The organism is Enterobacter cloacae complex sp. P17RS, from assembly GCF_014895885.1.
Lineage (GTDB): Bacteria > Pseudomonadota > Gammaproteobacteria > Enterobacterales > Enterobacteriaceae > Enterobacter > Enterobacter bugandensis.
This window is the reverse complement of the sequence record NZ_JADBQK010000021.1, coordinates 17487-42277: the sequence shown is the minus strand read 5'-3', so window position 1 is coordinate 42277 and position 24791 is coordinate 17487. Positions and strand designations below refer to the sequence as shown.

23 protein-coding genes are annotated in these 24791 nt (G+C 53.6%); 17 read left to right on the top strand and 6 right to left on the bottom strand.

All coding sequences use genetic code 11. The features are described from left to right. The first annotated feature begins 116 nt into the window (after positions 1 to 116). The gene (cdaR, locus tag IM265_RS15875; RefSeq protein ID WP_032644978.1) at positions 117 to 1274 is read left to right on the top strand and encodes a DNA-binding transcriptional regulator CdaR; all 1158 of its coding nucleotides are present in this window, start codon (positions 117 to 119) and stop codon (positions 1272 to 1274) included. A 91-nt stretch (positions 1275 to 1365) separates the two neighbouring features. Here the strand turns inward: cdaR and IM265_RS15870 are convergent, their stop codons facing one another. The 3 genes from IM265_RS15870 to IM265_RS15860 form a co-directional block, all read right to left on the bottom strand. Further along, positions 1366 to 1752 (bottom strand): DUF3461 family protein, encoded by a 387-nt coding sequence (locus tag IM265_RS15870; RefSeq protein WP_014168696.1) that lies wholly within the window; start codon positions 1750 to 1752, stop codon positions 1366 to 1368. A 213-nt stretch (positions 1753 to 1965) separates the two neighbouring features. Further along, positions 1966 to 3648, bottom strand: coding sequence for a hypothetical protein (locus IM265_RS15865; protein ID WP_182035421.1), 1683 nt, complete (start codon positions 3646 to 3648; stop codon positions 1966 to 1968). 9 nt (positions 3649 to 3657) lie between these two features. Further along, positions 3658 to 4194, bottom strand: a complete 537-nt coding sequence (locus tag IM265_RS15860) for a hypothetical protein (protein WP_126326328.1) — start codon at positions 4192 to 4194, stop codon at positions 3658 to 3660. A 251-nt stretch (positions 4195 to 4445) separates the two neighbouring features. Between IM265_RS15860 and IM265_RS15855 the strand changes: the two genes are divergently transcribed. Continuing rightward, positions 4446 to 5078, top strand: coding sequence for a DNA-binding protein (locus IM265_RS15855; protein WP_041911197.1), 633 nt, complete (start codon positions 4446 to 4448; stop codon positions 5076 to 5078). On the opposite strand, the gene dapD is transcribed toward IM265_RS15855, so the two are convergent. The 3 genes from dapD to map all read right to left on the bottom strand — a co-directional run bounded on the left by dapD (position 5075) and on the right by map (position 9464). Continuing rightward, a complete protein-coding gene (dapD, locus tag IM265_RS15850; protein ID WP_008501915.1) occupies positions 5075 to 5899 on the bottom strand; it encodes a 2,3,4,5-tetrahydropyridine-2,6-dicarboxylate N-succinyltransferase in 825 nt (274 codons plus the stop codon). The genes IM265_RS15855 and dapD overlap by 4 nt on opposite strands. A 32-nt stretch (positions 5900 to 5931) precedes the next feature. After that, on the bottom strand, positions 5932 to 8607 hold the full coding sequence (gene glnD, locus IM265_RS15845) for a bifunctional uridylyltransferase/uridylyl-removing protein GlnD (protein WP_008501914.1): 2676 nt from the start codon (positions 8605 to 8607) through the stop codon (positions 5932 to 5934). 62 nt (positions 8608 to 8669) lie between these two features. After that, on the bottom strand, positions 8670 to 9464 hold the full coding sequence (gene map, locus IM265_RS15840; protein WP_028015578.1) for a type I methionyl aminopeptidase: 795 nt from the start codon (positions 9462 to 9464) through the stop codon (positions 8670 to 8672). A 322-nt stretch (positions 9465 to 9786) separates the two neighbouring features. Between map and rpsB the strand changes: the two genes are divergently transcribed. The 15 genes from rpsB (at position 9787) to rnhB (ending at position 24756) form a co-directional block, all read left to right on the top strand. Then, complete coding sequence (rpsB, locus tag IM265_RS15835; protein ID WP_003856207.1) at positions 9787 to 10512, top strand: 30S ribosomal protein S2; 726 nt, start codon at positions 9787 to 9789, stop codon at positions 10510 to 10512. 117 nt (positions 10513 to 10629) lie between these two features. Further along, the gene (tsf, locus tag IM265_RS15830) at positions 10630 to 11481 is read left to right on the top strand and encodes a translation elongation factor Ts (RefSeq protein ID WP_028015579.1); all 852 of its coding nucleotides are present in this window, start codon (positions 10630 to 10632) and stop codon (positions 11479 to 11481) included. Positions 11482 to 11631: 150 nt separating this feature from the next. Continuing rightward, the gene (pyrH, locus tag IM265_RS15825) at positions 11632 to 12357 is read left to right on the top strand and encodes a UMP kinase (protein ID WP_008501910.1); all 726 of its coding nucleotides are present in this window, start codon (positions 11632 to 11634) and stop codon (positions 12355 to 12357) included. Between the two features lie 167 nt (positions 12358 to 12524). Beyond that, on the top strand, positions 12525 to 13082 hold the full coding sequence (gene frr / locus IM265_RS15820; protein WP_003856180.1) for a ribosome recycling factor: 558 nt from the start codon (positions 12525 to 12527) through the stop codon (positions 13080 to 13082). A gap of 95 nt (positions 13083 to 13177) precedes the next feature. Continuing rightward, on the top strand, positions 13178 to 14377 hold the full coding sequence (gene ispC, locus IM265_RS15815; RefSeq protein WP_193030276.1) for a 1-deoxy-D-xylulose-5-phosphate reductoisomerase: 1200 nt from the start codon (positions 13178 to 13180) through the stop codon (positions 14375 to 14377). A gap of 185 nt (positions 14378 to 14562) precedes the next feature. Beyond that, positions 14563 to 15321, top strand: coding sequence for a (2E,6E)-farnesyl-diphosphate-specific ditrans,polycis-undecaprenyl-diphosphate synthase (ispU, locus tag IM265_RS15810; RefSeq protein WP_028015581.1), 759 nt, complete (start codon positions 14563 to 14565; stop codon positions 15319 to 15321). Positions 15322 to 15333: 12 nt separating this feature from the next. Next, positions 15334 to 16191 carry a phosphatidate cytidylyltransferase gene (gene cdsA, locus IM265_RS15805; protein ID WP_126345467.1) on the top strand — a complete coding sequence of 286 codons (858 nt, stop codon included), beginning with the start codon at positions 15334 to 15336 and terminating at the stop codon, positions 16189 to 16191. 11 nt (positions 16192 to 16202) lie between these two features. Beyond that, on the top strand, positions 16203 to 17555 hold the full coding sequence (gene rseP, locus IM265_RS15800; protein WP_041911192.1) for a sigma E protease regulator RseP: 1353 nt from the start codon (positions 16203 to 16205) through the stop codon (positions 17553 to 17555). A gap of 31 nt (positions 17556 to 17586) precedes the next feature. Further along, positions 17587 to 20019 (top strand): outer membrane protein assembly factor BamA, encoded by a 2433-nt coding sequence (gene bamA, locus IM265_RS15795; protein WP_059357901.1) that lies wholly within the window; start codon positions 17587 to 17589, stop codon positions 20017 to 20019. 122 nt (positions 20020 to 20141) lie between these two features. After that, positions 20142 to 20636, top strand: coding sequence for a molecular chaperone Skp (skp, locus tag IM265_RS15790; RefSeq protein ID WP_014882635.1), 495 nt, complete (start codon positions 20142 to 20144; stop codon positions 20634 to 20636). 3 nt (positions 20637 to 20639) lie between these two features. Then, the gene (gene lpxD / locus IM265_RS15785) at positions 20640 to 21665 is read left to right on the top strand and encodes a UDP-3-O-(3-hydroxymyristoyl)glucosamine N-acyltransferase (protein ID WP_041911190.1); all 1026 of its coding nucleotides are present in this window, start codon (positions 20640 to 20642) and stop codon (positions 21663 to 21665) included. Between the two features lie 102 nt (positions 21666 to 21767). After that, on the top strand, positions 21768 to 22223 hold the full coding sequence (fabZ, locus tag IM265_RS15780; RefSeq protein WP_010426706.1) for a 3-hydroxyacyl-ACP dehydratase FabZ: 456 nt from the start codon (positions 21768 to 21770) through the stop codon (positions 22221 to 22223). A 3-nt stretch (positions 22224 to 22226) separates the two neighbouring features. Further along, positions 22227 to 23015 carry an acyl-ACP--UDP-N-acetylglucosamine O-acyltransferase gene (lpxA, locus tag IM265_RS15775; RefSeq protein ID WP_193030278.1) on the top strand — a complete coding sequence of 263 codons (789 nt, stop codon included), beginning with the start codon at positions 22227 to 22229 and terminating at the stop codon, positions 23013 to 23015. Then, positions 23015 to 24163, top strand: a complete 1149-nt coding sequence (gene lpxB, locus IM265_RS15770) for a lipid-A-disaccharide synthase (protein WP_193030280.1) — start codon at positions 23015 to 23017, stop codon at positions 24161 to 24163. Before lpxA ends, lpxB begins: the two co-directional genes overlap by 1 nt. Continuing rightward, positions 24160 to 24756, top strand: a complete 597-nt coding sequence (gene rnhB / locus IM265_RS15765; RefSeq protein WP_028015588.1) for a ribonuclease HII — start codon at positions 24160 to 24162, stop codon at positions 24754 to 24756. The genes lpxB and rnhB overlap by 4 nt, the downstream gene beginning before the upstream one ends. Positions 24757 to 24791: the final 35 nt, after the last annotated feature.

Here is a 24791-nt window from a genome sequence, read left to right as displayed (position 1 = left end):
CTCGTTTCTGTGACGCCTACCGCAACTCCATACTTCCCCCTCTCATTTTGTGCATTCGCACAATGCAGTCGCTGCTGAACTTCCCTATGCTTGAGCTCTGCTCACAGGAGGGTTACATGGCTGGCTGGCATCTTGATACCAAAATGGCGCAGGATATCGTGGCGCGCACCATGCGCATCATTGATACCAATATCAACGTAATGGATGCCCGCGGGCGCATTATTGGCAGCGGCGATCGCGAGCGTATTGGGGAATTGCACGAAGGAGCCCTGCTGGTGCTCTCTCAGGGCCGCGTGGTTGATATCGATGATGCGGTAGCAAAACACCTGCACGGCGTGCGTCAGGGGATCAACCTGCCGCTGCGTCTGGAAGGGGAAATTGTTGGCGTCATCGGCCTGACGGGCGAACCGGAATCCCTGCGTAAATACGGCGAGCTGGTCTGTATGACGGCGGAAATGATGCTGGAGCAGTCGCGTCTGATGCATCTGCTTGCTCAGGACAGCCGCTTACGTGAAGAGCTGGTGATGAACCTGATTCAGGCGGAAGAACATACGCCTGCACTCAGCGAATGGGCGCAGCGCCTGGGGATCGATCTGAACCAGCCGCGCGTGGTGGCGGTGATTGAGGTCGATAGCGGACAGCTTGGCGTAGACAGCGCGATGGCCGAGCTGCAGCAGCTGCAAAATGCGCTGGCGACGCCGGAGCGCGACAACCTGGTGGCGATCGTCTCGCTGACGGAAATGGTGGTACTCAAACCCGCGCTCAATGCGTTCGGCCGCTGGGATGCGGAAGATCATCGTCGTCGCGTGGAACTGCTGATTTCCCGTATGCAGGAGAACGGCCAGTTGCGTTTTCGCGTTGCCCTGGGCAATTACTTTACCGGGCCGGGCAGCATCGCCCGGTCCTGGCGTACCGCGCGCACCACCATGATGGTGGGCAAGCAGCGGATGCCGGAGAGCCGCAGTTATTTCTATCAGGATCTGATGCTGCCGGTGCTGCTCGACAGCCTGCGCGGCGGCTGGCAGGCCAATGAGCTGGCGCGGCCATTAGCGCGCCTGAAGGCGATGGACAACAATGGGTTGCTGCGCCGGACGCTGCAGGCGTGGTTTCGCCATAACGTGCAACCGCTGGCGACCTCAAAAGCGCTGTTTATTCACCGCAATACGCTTGAGTACCGGCTAAACCGGATCTCGGAGCTGACGGGGCTGGATTTGGGGAACTTTGACGACAGGCTGCTGCTCTATGTCGCGTTGCAGCTGGACGAACAGAGATGACTGAGTGCGGTCTGGTGCCCTCACCCCATCCCTCTCCCACAGGGAGAGGGCGCAAACACTAAAACGGCAATCAGGGATTGCCGTTTTGCTTTTATTTCCGCGTTAATTTCTCAAGATCCGCTTCAATTTCGCTGATCTTGTTGGTGACAACGCTTTCAAGGTGACGCAGATCGTCTAGGATCTTACGCTTGAGATCGACTTCGGTGCGATCGCGCTGGCAAATCTGATCGAGTTCATCGATCACATAGCGCAGGTTAGGGCTGATTTCCTGCACCTCTTTGTACCCTTGTCCTACGCCGTCAGCGACGACGGTCTTACGCTGGCGTGGATATTTAAACTTCACGCTCTTGGCGAAAAACTCTCCTTTATCCTTGTGAAAATAGATTTTTAAAATGTCGTTGTTGGCTTCCTGGCGAAGGCTGTAACGATCGATTTCATCAGGATTGGTAATGCCCAGACTTTTCAGATTATCGTACATAGCGGTACCCTTATCTCAACATAACCTTTGAATAATTAATGAAAAAATTCCTTTTTGCCACCCTCATATACAAAAAAAGCGGGGTCGATCCTGATTACATTTCACTGAAATTACCGGGCAGGGAAGGTGCATTGCCCCCACTCGTTTATTGTTGTTTTTAACGACTACGTCAAGTGGAAATCACTTTAATACCAAAACCTGACGATCTGAGCGCTAGCGCAGTAAGGCGATGGAGGCCAGCATTTCGCTTTCCGTGGTGGTAATTTCCTGTTCCAACAGTTCGTCGATCCGCTGTTTTTTGATTGCCTGATTGACGCCGAACAGATCGAGCTTATCCAGCAGGAACATCACCAGCGCCGTAATCACGGCGGTCAGGACCGATGAGAGTAAAATGGGGAGCGGTCCTGGTAGACCAAGGCCGCTGAGCCATGACTCAAGGCCAATAGCCGCAAAGACGGAAAGAGAACCTGCTACAAGCTTAAGAATGGCATCGCCTTTTTGGGCCATACTGCTGTGTTTATCCCTGAGGATCGGTACCGTCTGCATCAGCACCTTAAAGCCTTCTTTTACCATCCGCATGATGTTTTTAAACACGCCAACGAAGCAGTTAACAATCCCTTCCAGCAGCATCGACACGAAATTTTTAATAAAGCCGACGGCAACATCTTTTAATAAAACGACAGCGTTTTTGAGAATGTGATCTTTCATGCGACCAAGACGAATCGACAGAGCCTGCGAAAAATCGCTCGCACTTACGCCAGCTTCAATACCGTGCGTTAAACAGCTGCGCAGCTCATAGTAAAGAGGCTTGATAATGAAGAGAATGAGATCGCCCAGCGACTGATGACCTGATGCCTGGGCCGCATCTTTCGCCAGAACTTTTTGGACGTCGCGATCCTTGCGGATATTATCAAATACGGTTTCATTGGTTTTGGTATCCATCGTTTGCTGCGCGATGTCCATTTTCTCGACCATCACCTGCCGCGTTTTGATTTCCTCTTCTGTCAGCGGATGCGCGACATCTTTTTTCCCTTTTTTGACAACTACAAAGCCCTGATCGATCTCCTGCTGGAGTTCTTCGCGGGTTTTAGCGAACTTACCGGTTTTCTCGCCACGGTTGTTTTGCATGCTGGTAACAGCATAATTTTCGTCAATATTGAGAATATTTTTGATGTCATCAAGCTTCAGAGCCTTGTTGCTTTTGAGGTTATTGCATACTTCGGCGCAGGAGACGACATGATCGACTTCGGCAGCCTGCTTCTGCTCTCCCTCGCTTTTCGCATGTTTTTTGTACTGGTAGATCGTGCCGTTACCATATTCATCCTCAGCGCGCAGACTACCGGAGAAATGGTTCTCTTTACGGGCCTTCATTTTTGCACCATCGCGCATGTTCAGAGAGTCGTTGTTGCGCGTCATTTCGCCGCCGTTAAACGACGATTGTTCAGAAAAACGGTCAATGTTTTGACGCTCGTTCAAGTGCTCGCTGTAGCTATCCAGCATAAAGGCATTTCTTTCGGGCGCTTCGTAACTGAACGCCCGGCACTCCTGGTACAGGCGGGACGGGGTAACACCTTGTCGGGTGCCGATATTGCAGGCGCGCATTGTGCCGTCGAGCAGGCTGAGAAACACGGGTTCGAGGATATTGTCGATGGCGCTGCCCGTTGAGATTACGTTCAGGCGGGCCATAACGTCGTCGTTGCTGACCGTCAGGTTGGCCCCCATGATCGCTTCGCGGTAAATGCTGCCGGTATCGCACCCCTTTATAAATGCAGCATCGACTTCTCCGGTCAGATGAGCTTCGATGGCGGACGCCGTCGCCACGGATTTTAGCGCAGGGGCATTCCGCACCTGTTGCAGCTTTTTCATTCTGGCGAGATGTGCATTAAGATTTGTCATCCGTCGTCCTCAGGCCGCAACCAGTAAGTTCCAGGAGGCCATAAAATCACTTTCGCTTTGTGTTCTTAGCTCATCCTGACTTGCCATCATGCCAACAATGAGGCTAAACCTCTCCAGACTTTTCGCATCGTTAAGCTGATATTCATTTATAAGTGACCAAACCGTTGGTAGATTGGGCGGTGTTTCGACCATCTCGACGATCTTCTGCTGAACGGCTTGAGGTAACTTTTCCCGCGGAACAAGACCAGACACTGCATCATCCAGCAGGGCGATATTTTCCGCCGGGGGCTTGCCATTAGCCTTGATGCAGCATGTCCCCAGCGCATACGCCGCGAGGATAAAGTCATCCCGTTTACTGATATCGCGCATCTTGTCCGCCAGTTCAGTCTGGAGTTTTTTGATCTTTTCGGCGTATTCAGCTTTTGCGATCTGCTGCCCTTCGGCAATCCCTTCGTCTTTGCCGTTATTTTTTCCCAATAAATACGTCCCGGCCAGAGTGACCAGACCTGCGATCCCCGCACCAATTATTTTGCCGTAACTACTCATTGCACGATTCCCGTTTATTGCCCGCAAGGCCAGATTATTATTTGCTGTTCACGAATAATATCGTTAATCCTGTTTTTCAACAAACCTATGTTTTAAAAGAAAAAATTTGCATTAAGTAACGAGGCAAACTTGCTTGTAAAGAGATTCATCATTGTTACTTCAGCTGAGAAAAGGCGAGCGAGACGGGTATTCAAAAGCGGGGAAATGAGGCAAAGTTATCGCACGAAAGCGTAGCCCGCGGGGATAATGACATGTCAGGACGCATTGATTATCAGATCGAAAAATACAGCTTTGGCGCCGCAGATGAGAGCCCAAGGCTCACGCACCAGTGGGCAGAAGTTGCCGCAGAGTGCCGCCAGCTAAAGGCGGGTGCGGAAGAGCGTTTACGTATTGCCTTACTGAACGTGGATTATGTCACCAGCTTCGAACTGCCGTTCCGACTGGTGCTGACCCGCGCCCCTCAGCTTATCGCCGGGCTGCGCGATGAGTTTCAGCTAAGCCAGAAGAACGTCATCTTTAACGGCAAGCGCTTTGGCTGCGTCTACAGCCTGAAAGCCGATCTCAATGCGATTCCTGAGGCTTTTCAGTACCGCATGAGCACCCGCATTCGGCGGATCGATCCCACCGGGCTTACTGCAGAGCCCTTCCGGCAGATCGCCAAAGAGGTAAAAGCGCCGCGTGAGCGACTGAAGCTGGCGCTGGAGTCGGGTCTGGCCGTGACGGCTCTCGACGGGCTTTTCTGGCTGGGGAGCCAGCGTATGGCGGCGGATATCGCAGGGTTGAGAAAAAAGGGAATGGCAATCGCGACTGCGGAAACGGACGTTTTTGATGATTATACCGGGACGCACAGGCGCGTCCCGGTTTATCAACGCGTCGGGGATTAGTCGATGGTGCGCAGCAGTTCGTTGATGCCCACTTTACCGCGGGTTTTCGCATCCACTTTCTTCACGATAACGGCACAGTACAGGCTGTATTTACCGTCTTTTGACGGCAGGTTACCGGAAACGACCACTGAGCCCGCCGGAACGCGACCGTAGTGCACTTCACCGGTTTCGCGATCGTAAATGCGGGTGCTCTGGCCGATGTAAACGCCCATGGAGATCACGGAGCCTTCTTCCACGATCACGCCTTCAACCACTTCTGAACGCGCGCCGATGAAGCAGTTGTCTTCGATGATGGTCGGGTTAGCCTGCAGTGGCTCCAGAACGCCACCGATGCCGACGCCGCCGGACAGGTGAACGTTTTTACCGATCTGCGCGCAGGAACCGACGGTTGCCCAGGTATCGACCATGGTGCCTTCGTCAACGTACGCACCGATGTTCACATAGGATGGCATCAGCACGGTGTTACGTGCGATGAATGCGCCCTGACGAACTGCTGCCGGTGGTACCACGCGGAAGCCTTCTTTCTGGAAACGCGCTTCGTCGTAATCCGCGAATTTCATTGGCACTTTATCGAAGTAGCGGCTTTCTGCTCCGTCGATAACCTGGTTATCGTTGATGCGGAAAGAGAGCAGCACGGCCTTCTTCAGCCATTGATGAGTGACCCACTGACCGTCGATTTTTTCTGCCACGCGCAGGGCGCCGGAATCCAGCAGGGAAATAACCTGGTTTACCGCTTCACGGGTCACGGTATCCACATTTGCCGGAGTGATCTCGGCGCGACGCTCAAAAGCGGACTCAATAACGTTCTGTAACTGCTGCATTGTTTACTCTTTCCATTTTACTAAAAAACACGTCACCCTTTATCGTTTGGATTGAGGGCTGCTGTCAACCGTTGTTGCACTTCAAGCTGCAGGTCATTATTAAGGGCACGCCGGTCGGCGGTGGCGATTATAAATAAATCTTCTACTCGCTCGCCAATGGTTGTAATTCGGGCCCCATGGAGCGAAATTCCCAGATCGGCAAAAACCTGGCCGACGCGGGCAAGCAGCCCTGGCTGGTCGAGCGCGATCAGCTCCAGGAACGATTTACGGTCGGTGTGGGTCGGCAGGAAGTTGACCTCGGTATCGACGGTAAAATGACGCAGTTTCGCCGGCTGACGGCGCGGCTGCGGTGGCTGCCAGCTGCGCTGCGTGATTGCCTGCTCCAGACCGAAGCGTATCCCTTCATGCCTGTCCGAGGACAGCGGGCTGCCGTCCGGCTCCAGCACAATAAAGGTATCCATCGCCATGCCGTCGCGGGTGGTAAAAATCTGCGCGTCGTGAACGCTCAGGTTACGTCTGTCCAGCTCGGCGCAGACGGCAGCAAACAGATAAGGCCGGTCCGGGCTCCAGATGAATATCTCCGTTCCGCCGCGCGTGGCCTGCGGGCTCAGCAGGATCATCGGTTGAGACAGATCGTGCTTCAGCAGGTGCCGCGCGTGCCAGGCAAGCTGGTTTGGGCTGTGGCGCACAAAATAGTTGGCACGGCAGCGGGCCCAAATCTGATGCAGTGCTTCTTCATCAATGTTGTCCATCCGCAGCAGCGCCAGCGCCTGCAGCTGGTGATGACGCACGCGCTCGCGCATGTCCGGGGTGTTTTGCATCCCGCGTCGCAGCTGTTTTTCGGTGGCGAAGTACAGCTCGCGCAGCAGGCTCTGCTTCCAGCTGTTCCACAGGGTCTCGTTGGTGGCGCAAATATCGGCCACCGTCAGGCAGACCAGATAGCGCAGACGGTTTTCCGTTTGAACTTCTTCGGCGAACTGCTTAATAACCTCAGGGTCCTGAATATCGCGACGCTGGGCGGTGACCGACATCAGCAGGTGATGACGCACCAGCCAGGCGACCAGCTGCGTTTCGCGCGAATTGAGACCGTGCAGTTCGGCAAATTTCAGCACGTCCTGTGCGCCCAGCACCGAGTGATCGCCACCGCGGCCCTTGGCGATGTCGTGGAACAGGGCGGCAATCAGGATCAGTTCCGGATGGGTCAGGCGCGGCCACAGCTCCACGCACAGCGGGTGGCGGGAGCGCGTCTCTTCTTTGGCAAAGCTTTCCAGCTTGAGCATCACGCGGATGGTGTGTTCATCCACCGTGTAGGCGTGGAACAGATCGAACTGCATCTGCCCAACGATGTGCGACCACTGCGGCATATAGGCCCACAGCACGCTGTGGCGGTGCATCGGCAGCAGCCCGCGGCTGACGGCACCCGGATGGCGGAGCATGCTCAGGAACAGCGAGCGCGCTTCCGGGATGTAACACAAAGGCTGCGTCAGATGGCGACGCGCGTGGCGCAGATGGCGCAGGGTGGTGGAGTAGATCCCGGTGATGGTGCTGTTGCGCACCATGGTGTAGAACATCCGCAGGATCGCTTCCGGCTCACGGATAAACAGCGTTTCGTCGCGCAGATCGATAAGCGTGCCGCGCAGCTGGAATTCGTCATCAATCGGGCGCGGCTTTTCGTCGGCAGTCAGGGCCAGAATGGCCTCGTCGAACAGCTGCAACAGCATCTGGTTCAGCTCGGTGACCCGGCGGGTGACGCGGAAGAAATCCTTCATCATCTGCTCAACCGGCTCGTTGCCTTCGCCCTGATAGTTCAGCCGCTGCGCTACACTGAGCTGACGGTCAAACAGCAGGCGGTTATCGTAGCGGGTCACTTCCAGATGCAGGGCAAAACGGATGCGCCACAGCAGGTGCAGACACTCGTTCAGCTCGTTACGCTCGGCCTCGGTCAGGAAGCCAAAGCCGACCATCTCGTCCATCGAGGTGGCACCAAAGTGGCGACGGGCGACCCACTGTAACGTGTGGATGTCGCGCAGGCCGCCGGGGCTGCTTTTAATATCAGGTTCAAGATTATAGCTGGTGCCGTGGTAGCGCTGGTGGCGCTGGTTTTGCTCCTCGACCTTGGCGGCGAAGAATTTCTCAGATGGCCAGAAGCCGTCGCTGAAAATATGCTTTTGCAGCTCCAGGAACAGCGCGACGTCACCAATCAGCAGGCGGGTTTCAATCAGGTTGGTGGCGACGGTCAGGTCAGATAACCCCTCCAGCAGGCACTCTTCCAGGGTGCGCACGCTGTGGCCCACTTCAAGCTTGACGTCCCACAGCAGAGTCAGCAGCTCGCCTATTTTCTGCGCCTGTTCGTCCGGCAGCTTTTTGCGGCTCAGGATCAGCAGGTCGATATCGGAAAGCGGATGCAGCTCCCCGCGGCCATAGCCCCCGACGGCAACCAGCGCGACGTCGCTCACCTGCCCGAAACCGTAGTCGATCCACAGACGCTGCAGCAGCTGATCGATAAATTCGGTGCGCGCTTCGATGAGCTGCTCGGCAGAGACGCCCGCGTCGAACGCGCTGCCCAGCCAGCGGTGGAAAACATCCATATGGGCTTTTATGTGCGCGCAGGTCAGCTCGTGCGGCGGCCAGACGCCCGGGTTATCGGGCTGGTCGGGGAGGGTGGGAAGTGCTGTGTTAGCATACTGTTCGGGTAATAGATTACTCATCGTGCGCCACCCATAAGAAAAAGCTATCGCCATTAAAAAAGCCGGCATTTGCCGGCTTCTTATCACTCAATGTTCGTCAGTATCGCCGGGATGGTGTCATCCTTGCGCAACGTCATAATTTCGCAGCCGTTGTCCGTTACCACAATAGTATGCTCGTACTGGGCAGACAAGCTTCTGTCTTTGGTTTTCACCGTCCAGCCGTCTTTCATAGTGCGGATGCGGTAGTCACCGGCGTTGACCATCGGTTCGATGGTGAAGGTCATCCCTTTTTGCAGCACCACGCCGCCGTCATCGGCATCATAGTGCAGAACCTGCGGCTCTTCATGGAAGACGCGGCCAATGCCGTGACCGCAGTATTCGCGCACCACGGAGAAACCTTCCGCTTCCACGAATTTCTGAATTGCGGCACCGAGGGTGCGCAGGCGGATGCCCGGCTTAACCATTTTCAGCGCCAGGTACAGGCTCTCTTGCGTCACTTTGCACAGACGCTCGCCCAGAATCGTTGGTTTGCCAACGATGAACATCTTCGAGGTGTCACCGTGGTACTCGTCTTTAATGACGGTCACGTCGATGTTGACGATGTCGCCATCTTTAAGCAGTTTTTCGTCGTCCGGAATACCGTGGCAAACCACTTCATTAATAGAGATGCAGACGGATTTCGGGAAACCGTGGTAGCCGAGACAGGCGGAAACCGCGTGCTGCTCGTTAACGATATAGTCATTACAGATGCGATCCAGTTCGCCGGTGCTGACGCCCGGCTTCACGAACGGCTCGATCATTTCCAGCACTTCCGCGGCCAGACGACCGGCGACGCGCATCTTTTCAATTTCTTCAGGTGTCTTAATAGAGATAGCCATGTAATCTGTCCATCGGTGTCGATTTTTTCGACAATACTAGTCTTAGTGTCGTCAATGGTATCAGTCAGGCACGCCCCGTGCCAAATTGAGAATCATTAACAGCACACTCCGCCAACAACTGTTGGTTTCTGGTCGTGTTTTGTGGTATAAAGCGCGCCGGACTTCCGATCCATCTCAGATACACAGGCTGGACGGAAGCGACAAATCTCACTTTGTGTAACAACACACACGTATCGGCACATATTCCGGGGTGCCCTTCGGGGTCGGTAATATGGGATACGTGGAGGCATAACCCCAACTTTCAATATAGAGGTTTTAAAACATGGCAACTGTTTCCATGCGCGACATGCTCAAGGCTGGTGTTCACTTTGGTCACCAGACCCGTTACTGGAACCCGAAAATGAAGCCTTTCATCTTCGGCGCGCGTAACAAAGTTCACATCATCAACCTTGAGAAAACTGTACCAATGTTCAACGAAGCCCTGGCTGAGCTGAACAAGATCTCTTCCCGTAAAGGTAAGATTCTGTTCGTTGGTACTAAGCGCGCTGCAAGCGAAGCTGTGAAAGATGCTGCTAACAGCTGCGACCAGTTCTTCGTGAACCATCGCTGGTTGGGCGGCATGCTGACCAACTGGAAAACTGTTCGTCAGTCCATCAAGCGCCTGAAAGATCTGGAAACCCAGTCTCAGGACGGTACTTTCGACAAGCTGACTAAGAAAGAAGCGCTGATGCGCACTCGTGAACTGGACAAGCTGGAAAACAGCCTGGGCGGTATCAAAGATATGGGCGGCCTGCCAGACGCGCTGTTCGTAATCGATGCAGACCACGAGCACATCGCTATCAAAGAAGCTAACAACCTGGGTATCCCGGTATTCGCTATCGTTGATACCAACTCCGATCCGGACGGTGTTGACTTCGTTATCCCGGGTAACGACGACGCAATCCGTGCTGTTAGCCTGTACCTGAGCGCTGTAGCTGCTACCGTTCGTGAAGGCCGTTCCCAGGATCTGGCTTCTCAGGCGGAAGAAAGCTTCGTAGAAGCTGAATAATAAGGTTTTACCCCTTATTAGTACCGTGTATGAATAGGGGCCCATTATCGGCCCCTTTTTTCAATTTACACTGTTTGGCCTCCGGCCGGGCAGTTCACATCTCCCGAGGATTTAAGAATGGCTGAAATTACCGCATCCCTGGTAAAAGAGCTGCGCGAGCGTACTGGCGCAGGCATGATGGATTGCAAAAAAGCGCTGACTGAAGCGAACGGCGACATCGAGCTGGCAATCGAAAACATGCGTAAATCCGGTGCGATCAAAGCAGCTAAGAAAGCAGGCAACGTTGCTGCTGACGGCGTGATCATCACTAAAATCGACGGCACCTACGGCATCATTCTGGAAGTTAACTGCCAGACTGACTTCGTTGCTAAAGATGGCGGTTTCCAGGCATTTGCGAACAAAGTTCTGGACGCAGCGGTTGCTGGCAAAATCACTGACGTTGAAGTTCTGAAAGCACAGTTCGAAGAAGAACGTGTTGCGCTGGTTGCTAAAATCGGTGAGAACATCAACATCCGTCGCGTATCTTCCCTGGAAGGCGAAGTACTGGGTTCTTACCAGCACGGCGCACGTATCGGTGTTCTGGTTGCGGCTAAAGGCGCTGACGAAGAGCTGGTTAAACAGCTGGCAATGCACATCGCTGCAAGCAAACCAGAATTCGTTAAGCCAGAAGACGTGTCTGCTGAAGTGGTAGAAAAAGAGTACCAGGTTCAGCTGGACATCGCGATGCAGTCTGGTAAGCCAAAAGAAATCGCAGAGAAAATGGTTGAAGGCCGCATGAAGAAATTCACCGGCGAAGTTTCTCTGACTGGCCAGCCTTTCGTTATGGATCCAAGCAAGTCTGTTGCTCAGCTGCTGAAAGAGCACAATGCTGACGTAACTGGCTTCATCCGCTTCGAAGTGGGCGAAGGCATCGAGAAAGTTGAGACTGACTTCGCAGCAGAAGTTGCTGCAATGTCCAAGCAGTCTTAATGATTGAAAAGGAGCCGCCTGAGGGCGGCTTCTTTTTGTCACCCGTCACAGGAAATCAGACAGGCTCCAGTATCGCCGTGCTGATTTGCGGCATATTATGTCGCCAGAATTAACTCCCATCTTAATCGTTGACAGTCTCAGGAAAGAAACATGGCTACCAATGCAAAACCCGTGTACAAACGCATTCTGCTTAAGCTGAGTGGCGAAGCGCTGCAGGGATCGGAAGGCTTCGGTATTGACGCAAGCATCCTTGATCGCATGGCACAGGAAATCAAAGAACTGGTCGAACTGGGTATCCAGGTTGGCGTGGTCATTGGCGGTGGCAACCTTTTCCGTGGTGCTGGTCTGGCGAAAGCGGGGATGAACCGCGTTGTGGGCGACCACATGGGTATGCTGGCAACCGTGATGAATGGCCTGGCAATGCGTGATGCGCTCCATCGCGCCTACGTGAATGCCCGCCTGATGTCCGCGATTCCCCTGAATGGCGTATGCGATAATTACAGCTGGGCAGAGGCCATCAGCCTGCTGCGCAACAACCGCGTGGTGATCCTCTCCGCCGGTACGGGTAACCCGTTCTTTACCACCGATTCCGCTGCCTGCCTGCGCGGTATCGAAATTGAAGCCGACGTGGTGCTGAAAGCGACAAAAGTAGACGGCGTGTTTACTGCCGACCCGGCAAAAGATCCTTCTGCGACCATGTACGATCAGCTGAGCTACAGCGAAGTGCTGGATAAAGAGCTGAAAGTGATGGATCTTGCCGCCTTCACGCTGGCTCGCGACCACAAACTGCCGATCCGTGTCTTCAACATGAACAAGCCTGGCGCACTGCGTCGCGTGGTCATGGGCGAAAAAGAAGGCACTTTGATCACGGAATAATTTCCGTCGACGATAAATACAGGTAAGATTCCGCTTTACTTTGTAGTGGTATCTTACCTGGACGCGCCTTTGGCGTTGTCATGAATTAAACGCGACTATACTTAGCACACCTGTAGCGCTGTGCTGGCGGATAGTCTGCCTGAGACAAGTTTTCAAGGATTCGTAACGTGATTAACGACATCAGAAAAGATGCTGAAGTACGCATGGACAAATGCGTAGAAGCGTTCAAAAACCAAATCAGCAAAATCCGTACTGGCCGTGCTTCCCCAAGCCTGCTGGATGGCATCATCGTAGAATACTACGGTACGCCAACCCCTCTGCGTCAGCTCGCGAGCGTGACGGTTGAAGATACCCGTACGCTGAAAATCAACGTCTTCGATCGCTCTATGAGCCCGGCCGTTGAGAAAGCGATCATGGCTTCTGACCTGGGTCTGAATCCAAGCTCAGCGGGTGCTGACATCCGCGTTCCGCTGCCTCCGCTGACGGAAGAGCGTCGTAAAGATCTCATCAAAGTGGTTCGCGGTGAAGCTGAGCAGGGTCGTGTTTCCGTGCGTAACGTGCGTCGCGATGCGAACGATAAAGTGAAAGCACTGCTGAAAGAAAAAGAGATCAGCGAAGATGACGATCGTCGTTCTCAGGACGACATTCAGAAAATGACCGACGCTGCCATCAAGAAAATTGATGCGGCGCTGGCAGAAAAAGAAGCGGAACTGATGCAGTTCTGATTTCTGTCGTACACTGATAAACGCCGTTCAGAGGGACTTCGGGTCTTGCTGGCGGCGTTTTGCTTTTATCTGGTCTAACTTTTTTCGGGCATCTCATGAAGCATTTAACACTCCTCGGCTCAACCGGTTCCATTGGTTGCAGTACTCTCGACGTCGTCCGCCATAATCCTGAACTTTACACCGTGACAGCGCTGGTGGCCGGTAAGAATGTGCAGCGTATGGTCGAGCAGTGCCTGGAGTTTATGCCCCGCTATGCGGTGATGGATGACGAAGAGAGCGCGCGCCTGCTAAAAGCCCAACTGTGTGAGAAGGGCAGCCGAACCGAGGTGCTGAGTGGCCAGCAGGCGGCCTGCGAGATGGCGGCGCTGGATGAGGTTGACCAGGTTATGGCGGCCATTGTCGGCGCAGCCGGGCTGCTGCCGACACTTGCTGCGATCGATGCCGGTAAAGATGTTTTGCTCGCCAATAAAGAGTCGCTGGTGACCTGCGGACGTCTGTTCATGGACGCGGTAAAACAGCGCGGGGCGCGTCTTTTACCGGTCGACAGCGAGCATAACGCCATTTTTCAGAGTTTACCGCAACCTTTTCAACAGAACCTGGGGTACGCTGACCTGGAGCAGAATGGCGTTGTGTCGATTCTGCTTACCGGGTCTGGTGGCCCGTTCCGTGAAACGCCACTGTCTGAACTGCGCGCAATGACGCCGGATCAGGCGTGCCGTCATCCGAACTGGTCAATGGGGCGTAAAATCTCCGTGGATTCTGCCACCATGATGAACAAAGGTCTGGAATACATTGAAGCGCGCTGGCTGTTTAATGCGTCGGCGAAACAGATGGAAGTACTGATCCACCCGCAGTCGGTGATTCACTCGATGGTGCGCTATCAGGATGGCAGCGTGCTGGCACAGCTCGGCGAGCCGGATATGCGTACGCCTATTGCCCATTCAATGGCATGGCCGAACCGGGTGAAATCCGGCGTGAAGCCGCTTGATTTCTGTAAGCTCAGTTCTCTGACGTTCAGTGAACCAGACTACGATCGTTATCCTTGTCTGAAGCTTGCAATGAACGCCTTTGACCAGGGGCAGGCGGCGACGACGGCACTGAATGCAGCCAATGAAATTACCGTTGACGCATTTCTGAATCAGCAGATCCGTTTTACCGATATCGCGACCTTAAATTTATCGGTACTGGAAATGATGGATTTGCGCGAGCCACAAAGCGTGGAAGAGGTACTGGCGGTGGATACAGCTGCTCGTGATATTGCGCGTAAACAGGTGACACGTCTCGCAAGCTGGTGATAAAGCAAGCACTAGTGGTCGTGCTATTTGTTAGCGTTGGGCTTCAGTGATATAGTCTGCGCCACCTGATCGCAGGAATTTGACTTTATGTGGTCAGGTAAGCCGTGGTTTGACACGGCTTTTTTATGTACAGGCTTAAGTATTCCTGAGTACCGTTAAATCCTTTCAGGGACAAAAAACGCGTTATGTTGTCTGCGAATCAACCAATAAGCGAAAACTTGCCAGCTCATGGCTGCCGTCATGTAGCAATCATTATGGATGGCAACGGGCGCTGGGCGAAAAGACAAGGGAAAATACGAGCCTTTGGGCATAAAGCGGGAGCGAAATCTGTTCGCCGCGCCGTCTCTTTTGCCGCCAATAACGGCATTGATGCGTTAACGCTCTATGCTTTTAGCAGTGAAAACTGGAATCGACCTCCGCAGGAAGTGACTGCGTTGATGGAATTGTTCGTGTGGGCGCTAGACAGCGAAGTAAAAAGCCTGCACCGCCACAACGTTCGCCTGCGCATCATTGGCGATACCAGTCGTTTTAACTCACGTTTGCAGGAGCGGATTCGTAAAGCAGAAGCGCTGACGGAAAATAATACCGGTCTGACGCTCAACGTTGCGGCGAATTACGGTGGACGCTGGGATATTATCCAGGGCGTTCGGCATCTGGCCGAACAGGTTCAGGAAGGGCTGTTGAGACCCGACCAGATTGATGAAGAGGCGCTGAGCAAGCAAATCTGCATGAATGAACTGGCACCTGTGGATTTGGTAATTAGGACAGGGGGGGAACATCGCATAAGTAACTTTCTGATATGGCAAATTGCCTATGCTGAACTTTACTTTACAGATGTTCTCTGGCCCGATTTTGATGAACAAGACTTTGAAGGTGCGCTGCATGCCTTTGCCAATCGAGAGCGTCGTTTCGGCGGCACCGAGCCAGGTGGCGACAAAGCCTGATGGGGGTAGCTTTTGCTGAAGTATCGCCTGATTTCCGCTTTTGTTTTAATACCCATTGTCATTGCGGCGCTGTTTTTACTGCCCCCGGTGGGATTCGCCATTGTCACGCTGGTAGTGTGCATGCTTGCCGCGTGGGAATGGGGACAGTTTAGCGGCTTTACCTCGCGCAGCCAGCGAGTATGGCTTGCGGTACTCTGTGGCTTTATCCTGGCCATAATGCTGTTTACGTTGCCTGAATATCACCATGATATTCATCAACCGCTGGTTGCCGGCTCCTTGTGGATGTCGTTGGCCTGGTGGGTTGTTGCGCTATTACTGGTGCTTTTTTATCCAGGCTCGGCCGCAATCTGGCGTCATTCAAAAGTGCTGCGACTGATTTTTGGTTTGCTCACCATTGTTCCGTTTTTCTGGGGCATGGTCGCGCTGCGCGCCTGGCACTATGACGAAAACCACTACAGCGGTGCGATCTGGCTGCTTTATGTGATGATTCTCGTCTGGGGGGCTGACTCCGGGGCCTATATGTTTGGTAAACTGTTTGGCAAACATAAGCTGGCACCAAAAGTTTCGCCGGGGAAAACCTGGCAAGGCTTCATCGGCGGCTTGTTTACGGCAGCGATCATCTCCTGGGGCTATGGCATCTGGGCAGATCTGGCCGTGGCACCGTCAATACTGCTGGTGTGCTCGATTTTTGCTGCACTTGCCTCAGTGCTCGGTGATTTAACCGAAAGTATGTTTAAGCGTGAAGCAGGGATTAAGGACAGCGGACATCTTATTCCAGGGCATGGCGGTATACTGGATCGCATTGACAGCCTGACAGCGGCTGTTCCAGTATTTGCTTGCCTGCTTTTACTGGTATTCGGGACGATTTAACGGAAGGTTTTATGCTGAGCATTCTCTGGAATCTGGCGGCGTTCATTGTTGCACTGGGTGTACTGATTACCGTGCATGAATTTGGCCATTTCTGGGTTGCTCGCCGTTGTGGTGTGCGGGTAGAGCGATTCTCCATTGGTTTTGGCAAATCACTCTGGACGCGCACCGACCGTCACGGCACGGAATTTGTCATCGCCCTTATCCCGCTTGGCGGCTACGTCAAAATGCTCGACGAACGTGTTGAGCCTGTCGCTCCCGAACTGCGACACAGTGCGTTTAACAACAAAACCGTTGGACAACGCGCCGCTATCATCGCTGCCGGACCGGTAGCCAACTTCATCTTTGCGATTTTCGCTTACTGGCTGGTGTTTATCATCGGCGTCCCTGGCGTGCGTCCGGTAGTGGGGGATATTGCCCCTGACTCCATCGCGGCGAGTGCGCAAATTACCTCCGGGATGGAACTTAAAGCGATTGATGGCATCGAAACCCCTGATTGGGATGCCGTGCGACTGCAGCTGGTAGCCAAAATTGGCGATCCGCAGACAACTATCAGCGTATCGCCGTTTGGGTCAGACGCGCGTCAGGACAAAGTACTGGATTTACGCCACTGGCGTTTCGAGCCAGACAAAGAGGATCCCGTCGCTGCGCTGGGCATTCGTCCCCGCGGCGCGCAGATTGAGCCGGTATTAGCCGAAGTACAAGCAAATTCGGCGGCGAGCAAAGCGGGTTTGCAAGCTGGCGACAGGATCGTTAAAGTCGATGGTCAACCATTAACAGAGTGGATGACCTTTGTTACTCTGGTGCGCGATAATCCGGGGACGTCCCTCGCGCTGGAAGTTGAAAGGCAAGGCAGTCCGCTTTCGCTGACGCTGATCCCGGATACGAAGTCGGTCGGCAAAAAGGCAGAAGGGTTTGCAGGCGTTGTGCCAAAAGTGATCCCGCTGCCAGATGAGTACAAGACAATACGCCAGTATGGGCCGTTCAGCGCCATTCTTGAAGCCACGGATAAAACATGGCAACTGATGAAGCTGACGGTCAACATGTTGGGGAAATTGATAACCGGTGATGTGAAACTGAACAACCTCAGTGGGCCAATCTCGATTGCTCAGGGGGCTGGGATGTCAGCGGAGTTCGGGGTGATTTACTATCTCATGTTCCTCGCGCTTATTAGCGTGAACCTTGGGATTATCAACCTGTTCCCGCTTCCCGTTTTAGACGGGGGTCATCTGCTGTTTTTAGCGATTGAAAAGCTAAAAGGCGGGCCGGTATCCGAGCGAGTTCAAGACTTTAGTTATCGCATTGGCTCGATTTTGCTGGTGCTGTTAATGGGGCTTGCACTTTTCAATGATTTCTCTCGGTTGTAAGAGAGTTAGTTAGGAAGAACGCATAATAACGATGGCGATGAAAAAGTTGCTCATAGCGTCGCTGCTGTTTAGCAGCGCCACCGTATACGGTGCTGACGGGTTCGTAGTGAAAGATATTCATTTCGAAGGCCTTCAGCGTGTCGCCGTTGGTGCGGCCCTCCTCAGTATGCCTGTGCGCCCCGGCGATACGGTTAATGATGAAGATATCAGTAACACCATCCGTGCTCTGTTTGCCACCGGCAACTTCGAGGACGTCCGCGTCCTGCGCGATGGTGATACGCTGCTGGTACAGGTAAAAGAACGTCCAACGATCGCCAGTATCACTTTCTCCGGCAACAAGTCGGTGAAAGATGACATGCTCAAGCAAAACCTTGAAGCATCGGGTGTTCGTGTGGGTGAATCTCTGGACCGCACAACCCTTTCAGACATTGAAAAAGGTCTGGAAGACTTCTACTACAGCGTCGGTAAATACAGCGCCAGCGTGAAAGCGGTTGTCACTCCGCTCCCGCGTAACCGTGTTGACCTGAAGCTGGTCTTCCAGGAAGGTGTTTCTGCGAAGATCCAGCAGATCAACATCGTGGGTAACCACGCGTTCAGCACCGACGAACTGATCTCGACCTTCCAGCTGCGCGATGAAGTGCCGTGGTGGAACGTGGTTGGCGATCGTAAATACCAGAAACAGAAGCTGGCGGGCGACCTTGAAACCCTGCGCAGCTACTATCTGGATCGCGGTTATGCCCGCTTCAACATCGACTCGACTCAGGTCAGTCTGACTCCGGACAAGAAAGGTATCTACATTACGGTTAACATTACTGAAGGCGATCAGTACAAGCTTTCTGGTGTTGAAGTGAGTGGTAACCTGGCGGGGCATTCTGCTGAGATCGAATCGCTGACCAAAATTCAGCCGGGCGATCTGTACAGCGGATCCAAAGTCACCAAAATGGAAGACAGCATTAAGAAGCTGCTCGGCCGCTATGGTTATGCCTATCCGCGCGTACAAACTCAGCCGGAAATCAACGATGCGGATAAAACCGTTAAGCTGCACGTTAACGTTGATGCGGGTAACCGTTTCTACGTGCGTAAGATCCGCTTCGTCGGTAATGACACCTCTAAAGACTCCGTTCTGCGTCGTGAAATGCGTCAGATGGAAGGGGCGTGGCTGGGCAGCGACCTGGTCGACCAGGGTAAAGAGCGTCTGAACCGTCTGGGCTATTTTGAAACCGTAGATACTGAAACTCAGCGTGTACCGGGCAGCCCGGATCAGGTTGATGTCGTTTATAAAGTGAAAGAGCGTAACACCGGTAGCTTTAACTTCGGCGTGGGCTACGGCACGGAAAGCGGCGTGAGTTTCCAGGTAGGCGTCCAGCAGGATAACTGGCTGGGTACGGGTTACTCTGTTGGTATTAACGGTACCAAAAACGACTACCAGACCTACTCTGAGTTCTCCGTTACCAACCCATACTTCACCGTTGACGGTGTGAGTCTGGGCGGTCGTATCTTCTATAACGACTTTAAAGCGGATGATGCAGATCTGTCTTCCTACACCAACAAAAGTTACGGTGTGGACGGAACGCTTGGCTTCCCGGTTAACGAATACAACACCCTGCGAGCGGGCTTAGGTTACGTGCATAACGACCTGTCCAACATGCAGCCGCAGGTGGCGATGTGGCGTTATCTGGATTCCATCGGCCAGTCGGCGAGTACCTCCAGCGATGACAACGGTTTTGCTGCAGATGACTTCACCTTCAACTATGGCTGGACCTACAACCGTCTTGACCGCGGTTTCTTCCCAACGGAAGGCTCTCGCGTCAACCTGAACGGTAAGGTGACCATTCCTGGTTCCGATAACGAGTTCTACAAGGTGACGCTGGATACCGCGTCCTACTTCCCGATCGATGACGATCACAAGTGGGTGGTGCTGGGTCGTACCCGTTGGGGCTATGGTGACGGTATCGGCAGTAAAGAGTTGCCGTTCTATGAGAACTTCTACGCGGGTGGTTCAAGCACCGTGCGTGGCTTCCAGTCTAACAACATTGGTCCGAAAGCGGTTTATTACGGCGGGAACGATAAAGATAATTGTGATAAGCCAGCTACTGATGGCTCGGGTAACAAAAACGTCTGTGGATCTGATGATGCGGTAGGCGGTAACGCTATGGCCGTGGCCAGCCTGGAGTTCATCACCCCAACGCCATTTATCAGTGATAAATACGCGAACTCCGTACGTACGTCCTTCTTCTTAGACGCGGGTACGGTGTGGGATACCAACTGGGAGAATACTGAGCAGATGCGTCTGGCTGGCGTTCCAGACTACAGCGATCCGGGCAATATTCGCATGTCTGCCGGTATCGCATTACAATGGATGTCACCGCTGGGGCCGTTGGTCTTCTCCTACGCCCAGCCGTTTAAGAAATACGATGGAGACAAAGCGGAGCAATTCCAGTTTAACATTGGTAAAACCTGGTAATAATCCGCTGCAATGGAATGCGTTGGCTGTGTAGCGCTGACAACCGGCGATCGGTAAAACGGTCGCCTTGCCACGCAAAGAACGGTACCTTCTGGTGCCAATGGGATGGTAAGGAGTTAATTGTGAAAAAGTGGTTATTAGCTGCAGGTCTCGGTTTAGCGATGGCAACTTCTGCTCAGGCAGCAGACAAAATCGCAATCGTCAACATGGGTAATTTGTTCCAGCAGGTCGCTCAGAAAACAGGTGTTTCTGCGACTCTGGAAAACGAATTCAAAGGCCGTGCGAGCGAGCTGCAGCGTATGGAAGGCGATCTTCAGTCCAAAATGCAGCGTCTGCAGCGTGATGGTTCTACCATGAAAGCAAGCGATCGCAGCAAACTGGAAAAAGACGTTATGGCTCAGCGCCAGACCTTCTCCCAGAAAGCGCAGGCTTTCGAGCAGGATCGTCAGCGTCGTTCTAACGAAGAGCGTGGCAAGCTGGTGACTCGCATTCAGACTGCTGTTAAAGCAGTTGCTGCCGATCAGAGCATCGATCTGGTTGTTGATGCGAACGCCGTTGCTTTCAACAGCAGCGATGTTAAAGACATCACCGCTGATGTTCTGAAACAGGTTAAATAAGTAATGCCTTCAATTCGACTGGCTGATTTAGCTCAGCAGTTGGATGCAGAATTACACGGTGATGGCGATATCGTCATCACCGCTGTTGCGTCCATGCAATCTGCTAAAGCTGGCACGATTACCTTCATGGTAAGCCCTAAGTACCGTGAACAACTGGCTCAATGCCAGGCGTCAGCTGTTGTTCTGACGCAGGACGATCTTCCTTTTGCCACTGGAAGCGCGCTGGTAGTGAAAAATCCCTACCTGACGTATGCACGCATGGCTCAAATTCTTGATACCACGCCGCAGCCGGCGCAGAACATTGCTGCCAGTGCAGCGATTGATCCGACGGCTAAGCTGGGTAACAACGTGGCCGTTGGCGCGAATGCGGTTATTGAATCTGGCGTTGAGCTGGGCGATAACGTCGTCATTGGCCCTGGATGCTTCGTTGGGAAAAATACGAAAATCGGCGCTGGCACCCGTTTATGGGCCAATGTGTCCGTTTATCATGAAGTTGAAATCGGCGAAAATTGCCTCGTCCAGTCCAGTACCGTGATTGGTTCTGATGGCTTTGGTTACGCGAACGATCGCGGTAACTGGGTTAAGATCCCGCAGCTTGGTCGCGTTATTATTGGCGATCGCGTGGAGATCGGGGCCTGTACCACGATCGATCGTGGTGCACTCGACGACACGATCATTGGCAATGGTGTTATCATCGATAACCAGTGCCAGATTGCGCATAACGTTGTGATTGGCGACAATACCGCGGTTGCGGGGGGTGTCATCATGGCGGGCAGCCTGAAAATTGGTCGTTACTGCATGATTGGCGGCGCGAGCGTGATTAATGGCCATATGGAAATATGCGACAAGGTGACGGTGACGGGCATGGGCATGGTAATGCGTCCTATCACTGAACCTGGCGTCTATTCCTCCGGTATTCCGCTGCAACCCAACAAGGTATGGCGTAAAACAGCAGCTCTGGTGATGAACATTGATGATATGAGCAAGCGACTCAAGTCTCTTGAGCGTAAGATCGATCAACAAGACTAAACGTCACCCGTTTAACGCTATCTTTCCCGGCCTGTCGGCTTTCTAATAAACCGGCAGGCCGTGTTATTATTGTTATCAGTACATTTTGACAGGAAGAGTATTTTGACTACTGACACTCATACTCTGCATATTGAAGAGATTTTAGAACTTCTGCCGCACCGCTACCCGTTTTTGCTGGTAGACCGTGTGCTGGATTTTGAAGAAGGTCGTTTTCTGCGCGCAGTGAAAAATGTTTCCGTGAACGAGCCGTTCTTCCAGGGACACTTCCCGGGTAAGCCTATCTTCCCGGGTGTGTTGATTCTGGAAGCGATGGCTCAGGCTACCGGTATTCTGGCGTTTAAAAGCGTCGGTAAGCTGGAGCCGGGTGAACTGTATTACTTCGCAGGTATTGATGAAGCACGCTTCAAGCGTCCTGTCGTGCCTGGTGATCAGATGATCATGGAAGTCACTTTTGAAAAAACGCGTCGTGGCCTGACTCGCTTCAAAGGCGTAGCGCTGGTTGACGGCAAAGTTGTTTGCGAAGCGACGATGATGTGTGCTCGTAGCCGGGAGTCCTGATACGTGATTGATAAATCCGCCTTTATTCATCCTACCGCTATTGTGGAAACCGGTGCCATTATTGGCGCAAACGTCCACATTGGCCCGTTCTGTATTGTTGGACCCCATGTCGAAATTGGTGAGGGTACAGTACTGAAATCTCACGTTGTCGTGAATGGTCACACGACCGTTGGCTGCAATAACGAGATCTATCAGTTCGCTTCCATCGGCGAAGTTAACCAGGATCTGAAATATGCTGGTGAGTCGACCCGTCTGGAAATTGGCGATCGTAACCGTATTCGCGAAAGCGTCACCATTCATCGTGGAACAGTGCAGGGTGGTGGGTTGACGAAGGTGGGCAGCGACAACCTGTTCATGGTGAATGCGCACATTGCGCACGACTGTGCCGTGGGCGATCGCTGTATTCTTGCCAACAACGCAACGCTGGCAGGACACGTATCGGTTGATGACTTCGCAATTATTGGCGGCATGACCGCAGTCCATCAGTTCTGCATCATTGGTGCACACGTGATGGTCGGCGGATGCTCCGGTGTGGCGCAGGACGTCCCGCCGTATGTGATTGCGCAGGGCAACCATGCCACGCCGTTTGGCGTGAACATCGAAGGCCTCAAGCGTCGTGGCTTTAGCCGCGAAGCGATTACTGCTATCCGCAACGCGTACAAACTGCTGTACCGTAGCGGTAAAACGCTGGAAGAGGCGAAGCCGGAAATTGCCGAGCTGGCGAATAAGCATCCTGAAGTGAACGCGTTCATGGAGTTCTTTGACCGTTCCACGAGGGGTCTGATTCGTTAATGGTCGACAGTCGTCCGCTTACGATAGCCCTGGTCGCCGGAGAAACCTCCGGCGATATTCTTGGTGCAGGTCTCATCCGGGCGCTTAAGGCGCGCGTACCCAATGCTCGCTTTGTTGGCGTGGCTGGCCCGCTGATGCAGGCCGAAGGCTGTGAAGCCTGGTATGAAATGGAAGAGCTGGCCGTGATGGGCATCGTCGAGGTGCTGGGGCGCCTGCGACGCCTGCTGCATATTCGTGCCGATCTCACCCGCCGCTTTACCGAACTCAAACCCGATGTGTTTGTCGGTATCGATGCACCTGATTTCAACATTACCCTCGAAGGTAATCTGAAAAAGCAGGGCATCAAAACCATTCACTATGTCAGTCCGTCCGTGTGGGCGTGGCGACAGAAACGCGTTTTCAAAATCGGACGGTCCACCCATCTGGTGCTGGCTTTCCTGCCTTTCGAAAAAGCGTTTTACGACAGATTTAATGTTCCGTGCCGTTTTATCGGTCATACCATGGCGGATGCGATGCCGCTGGATCCGGATAAAAACGCGGCGCGAGACGTGCTGGGTATCCCGCATGATGTGCACTGTCTGGCGCTGCTGCCGGGCAGCCGTGGCGCAGAGGTCGAGATGCTGAGCGCTGATTTCCTGAAGACCGCGCAGATTCTTCGCCAGACCTATCCCGATCTTGAAGTGGTTGTGCCGCTGGTGAATGCCAAACGCCGCGAGCAGTTTGAGCGCATCAAAGCAGACGTTGCCCCGGATCTTCACGTTCGTCTTCTCGACGGGAAAGGGCGGGAAGCCATGTATGCAAGCGATGCCGCACTGCTGGCTTCCGGCACGGCAGCGCTGGAGTGTATGCTGGCGAAATGCCCGATGGTGGTCGGTTATCGCATGAAGCCGTTTACCTTCTGGCTGGCAAAACGTCTGGTGAAAACGGATTATGTCTCCCTGCCAAACCTGCTTGCCGGGCGCGAACTGGTTAAAGAGCTGTTGCAGGATGAGTGCCAGCCGCAGGCGCTTGCGGATGCCCTGCTGCCGCTGCTGGCCAACGGCAAGACCAGCCACCAGATGCACGATACTTTCCGTGAACTGCATCAGCAGATCCGCTGTAATGCTGATGAGCAGGCGGCTGATGCAGTGCTGGAGTTAGCAAAATGATGGAATTTACTTATCCCCACACGCACCTCGTTGCCGGAGTGGATGAAGTCGGGCGCGGCCCGTTGGTCGGTGCCGTGGTGACCGCGGCGGTGATCCTCGATCCAACGCGCCCGATTATGGGTCTGAACGACTCAAAAAAACTCAGTGAGAAGCGCCGTCTGGCGCTGTTCGATGAAATTAAAGAGAAGGCGCTGGCCTGGAGCGTCGGGCGCGCAGAGCCGAATGAAATCGACGATCTGAATATTCTGCACGCCACGATGCTGGCAATGCAGCGAGCCGTTGCTGGCCTGAAGGTTGTGCCTGAATATGTGCTGATCGACGGTAACCGTTGCCCGGCGCTGCCGATGCCTTCGATGGCCGTCGTTAAAGGCGACAGTCGCGTCGCAGAGATCAGTGCAGCTTCTATTATTGCCAAAGTGACGCGCGACGCCGAAATGGCCGCGCTGGACCTCACTTATCCCGCGTATGGTTTCGCCCAGCATAAGGGATATCCAACGGCTTTCCATCTGGAAAAGCTGGCTGAACATGGCGCAACTGAACATCATCGGCGCAGCTTTGGCCCGGTGAAGCGCGCGCTGGGACTGGTGTCCTGAATCAAGACGCAAGCAATTAAGTAACGCGGGATCTG

Coding starts and splice junctions, on each gene's coding strand:
- cdaR (WP_032644978.1), top strand. CDS start 117: ATGGCTGGCTGGCATCTTGATACCAAAATGGCGCAGGATATCGTGGCG.
- IM265_RS15860 (WP_126326328.1), bottom strand. CDS start 4,194: ATGAGTAGTTACGGCAAAATAATTGGTGCGGGGATCGCAGGTCTGGTC.
- IM265_RS15855 (WP_041911197.1), top strand. CDS start 4,446: ATGTCAGGACGCATTGATTATCAGATCGAAAAATACAGCTTTGGCGCC.
- pyrH (WP_008501910.1), top strand. CDS start 11,632: ATGGCTACCAATGCAAAACCCGTGTACAAACGCATTCTGCTTAAGCTG.
- map (WP_028015578.1), bottom strand. CDS start 9,464: ATGGCTATCTCTATTAAGACACCTGAAGAAATTGAAAAGATGCGCGTC.
- tsf (WP_028015579.1), top strand. CDS start 10,630: ATGGCTGAAATTACCGCATCCCTGGTAAAAGAGCTGCGCGAGCGTACT.
- lpxB (WP_193030280.1), top strand. CDS start 23,015: ATGGTCGACAGTCGTCCGCTTACGATAGCCCTGGTCGCCGGAGAAACC.
- rnhB (WP_028015588.1), top strand. CDS start 24,160: ATGATGGAATTTACTTATCCCCACACGCACCTCGTTGCCGGAGTGGAT.
- IM265_RS15865 (WP_182035421.1), bottom strand. CDS start 3,648: ATGACAAATCTTAATGCACATCTCGCCAGAATGAAAAAGCTGCAACAG.
- dapD (WP_008501915.1), bottom strand. CDS start 5,899: ATGCAGCAGTTACAGAACGTTATTGAGTCCGCTTTTGAGCGTCGCGCC.
- glnD (WP_008501914.1), bottom strand. CDS start 8,607: ATGAGTAATCTATTACCCGAACAGTATGCTAACACAGCACTTCCCACC.
- ispC (WP_193030276.1), top strand. CDS start 13,178: ATGAAGCATTTAACACTCCTCGGCTCAACCGGTTCCATTGGTTGCAGT.
- rpsB (WP_003856207.1), top strand. CDS start 9,787: ATGGCAACTGTTTCCATGCGCGACATGCTCAAGGCTGGTGTTCACTTT.
- lpxD (WP_041911190.1), top strand. CDS start 20,640: ATGCCTTCAATTCGACTGGCTGATTTAGCTCAGCAGTTGGATGCAGAA.
- ispU (WP_028015581.1), top strand. CDS start 14,563: ATGTTGTCTGCGAATCAACCAATAAGCGAAAACTTGCCAGCTCATGGC.
- bamA (WP_059357901.1), top strand. CDS start 17,587: ATGGCGATGAAAAAGTTGCTCATAGCGTCGCTGCTGTTTAGCAGCGCC.
- rseP (WP_041911192.1), top strand. CDS start 16,203: ATGCTGAGCATTCTCTGGAATCTGGCGGCGTTCATTGTTGCACTGGGT.
- IM265_RS15870 (WP_014168696.1), bottom strand. CDS start 1,752: ATGTACGATAATCTGAAAAGTCTGGGCATTACCAATCCTGATGAAATC.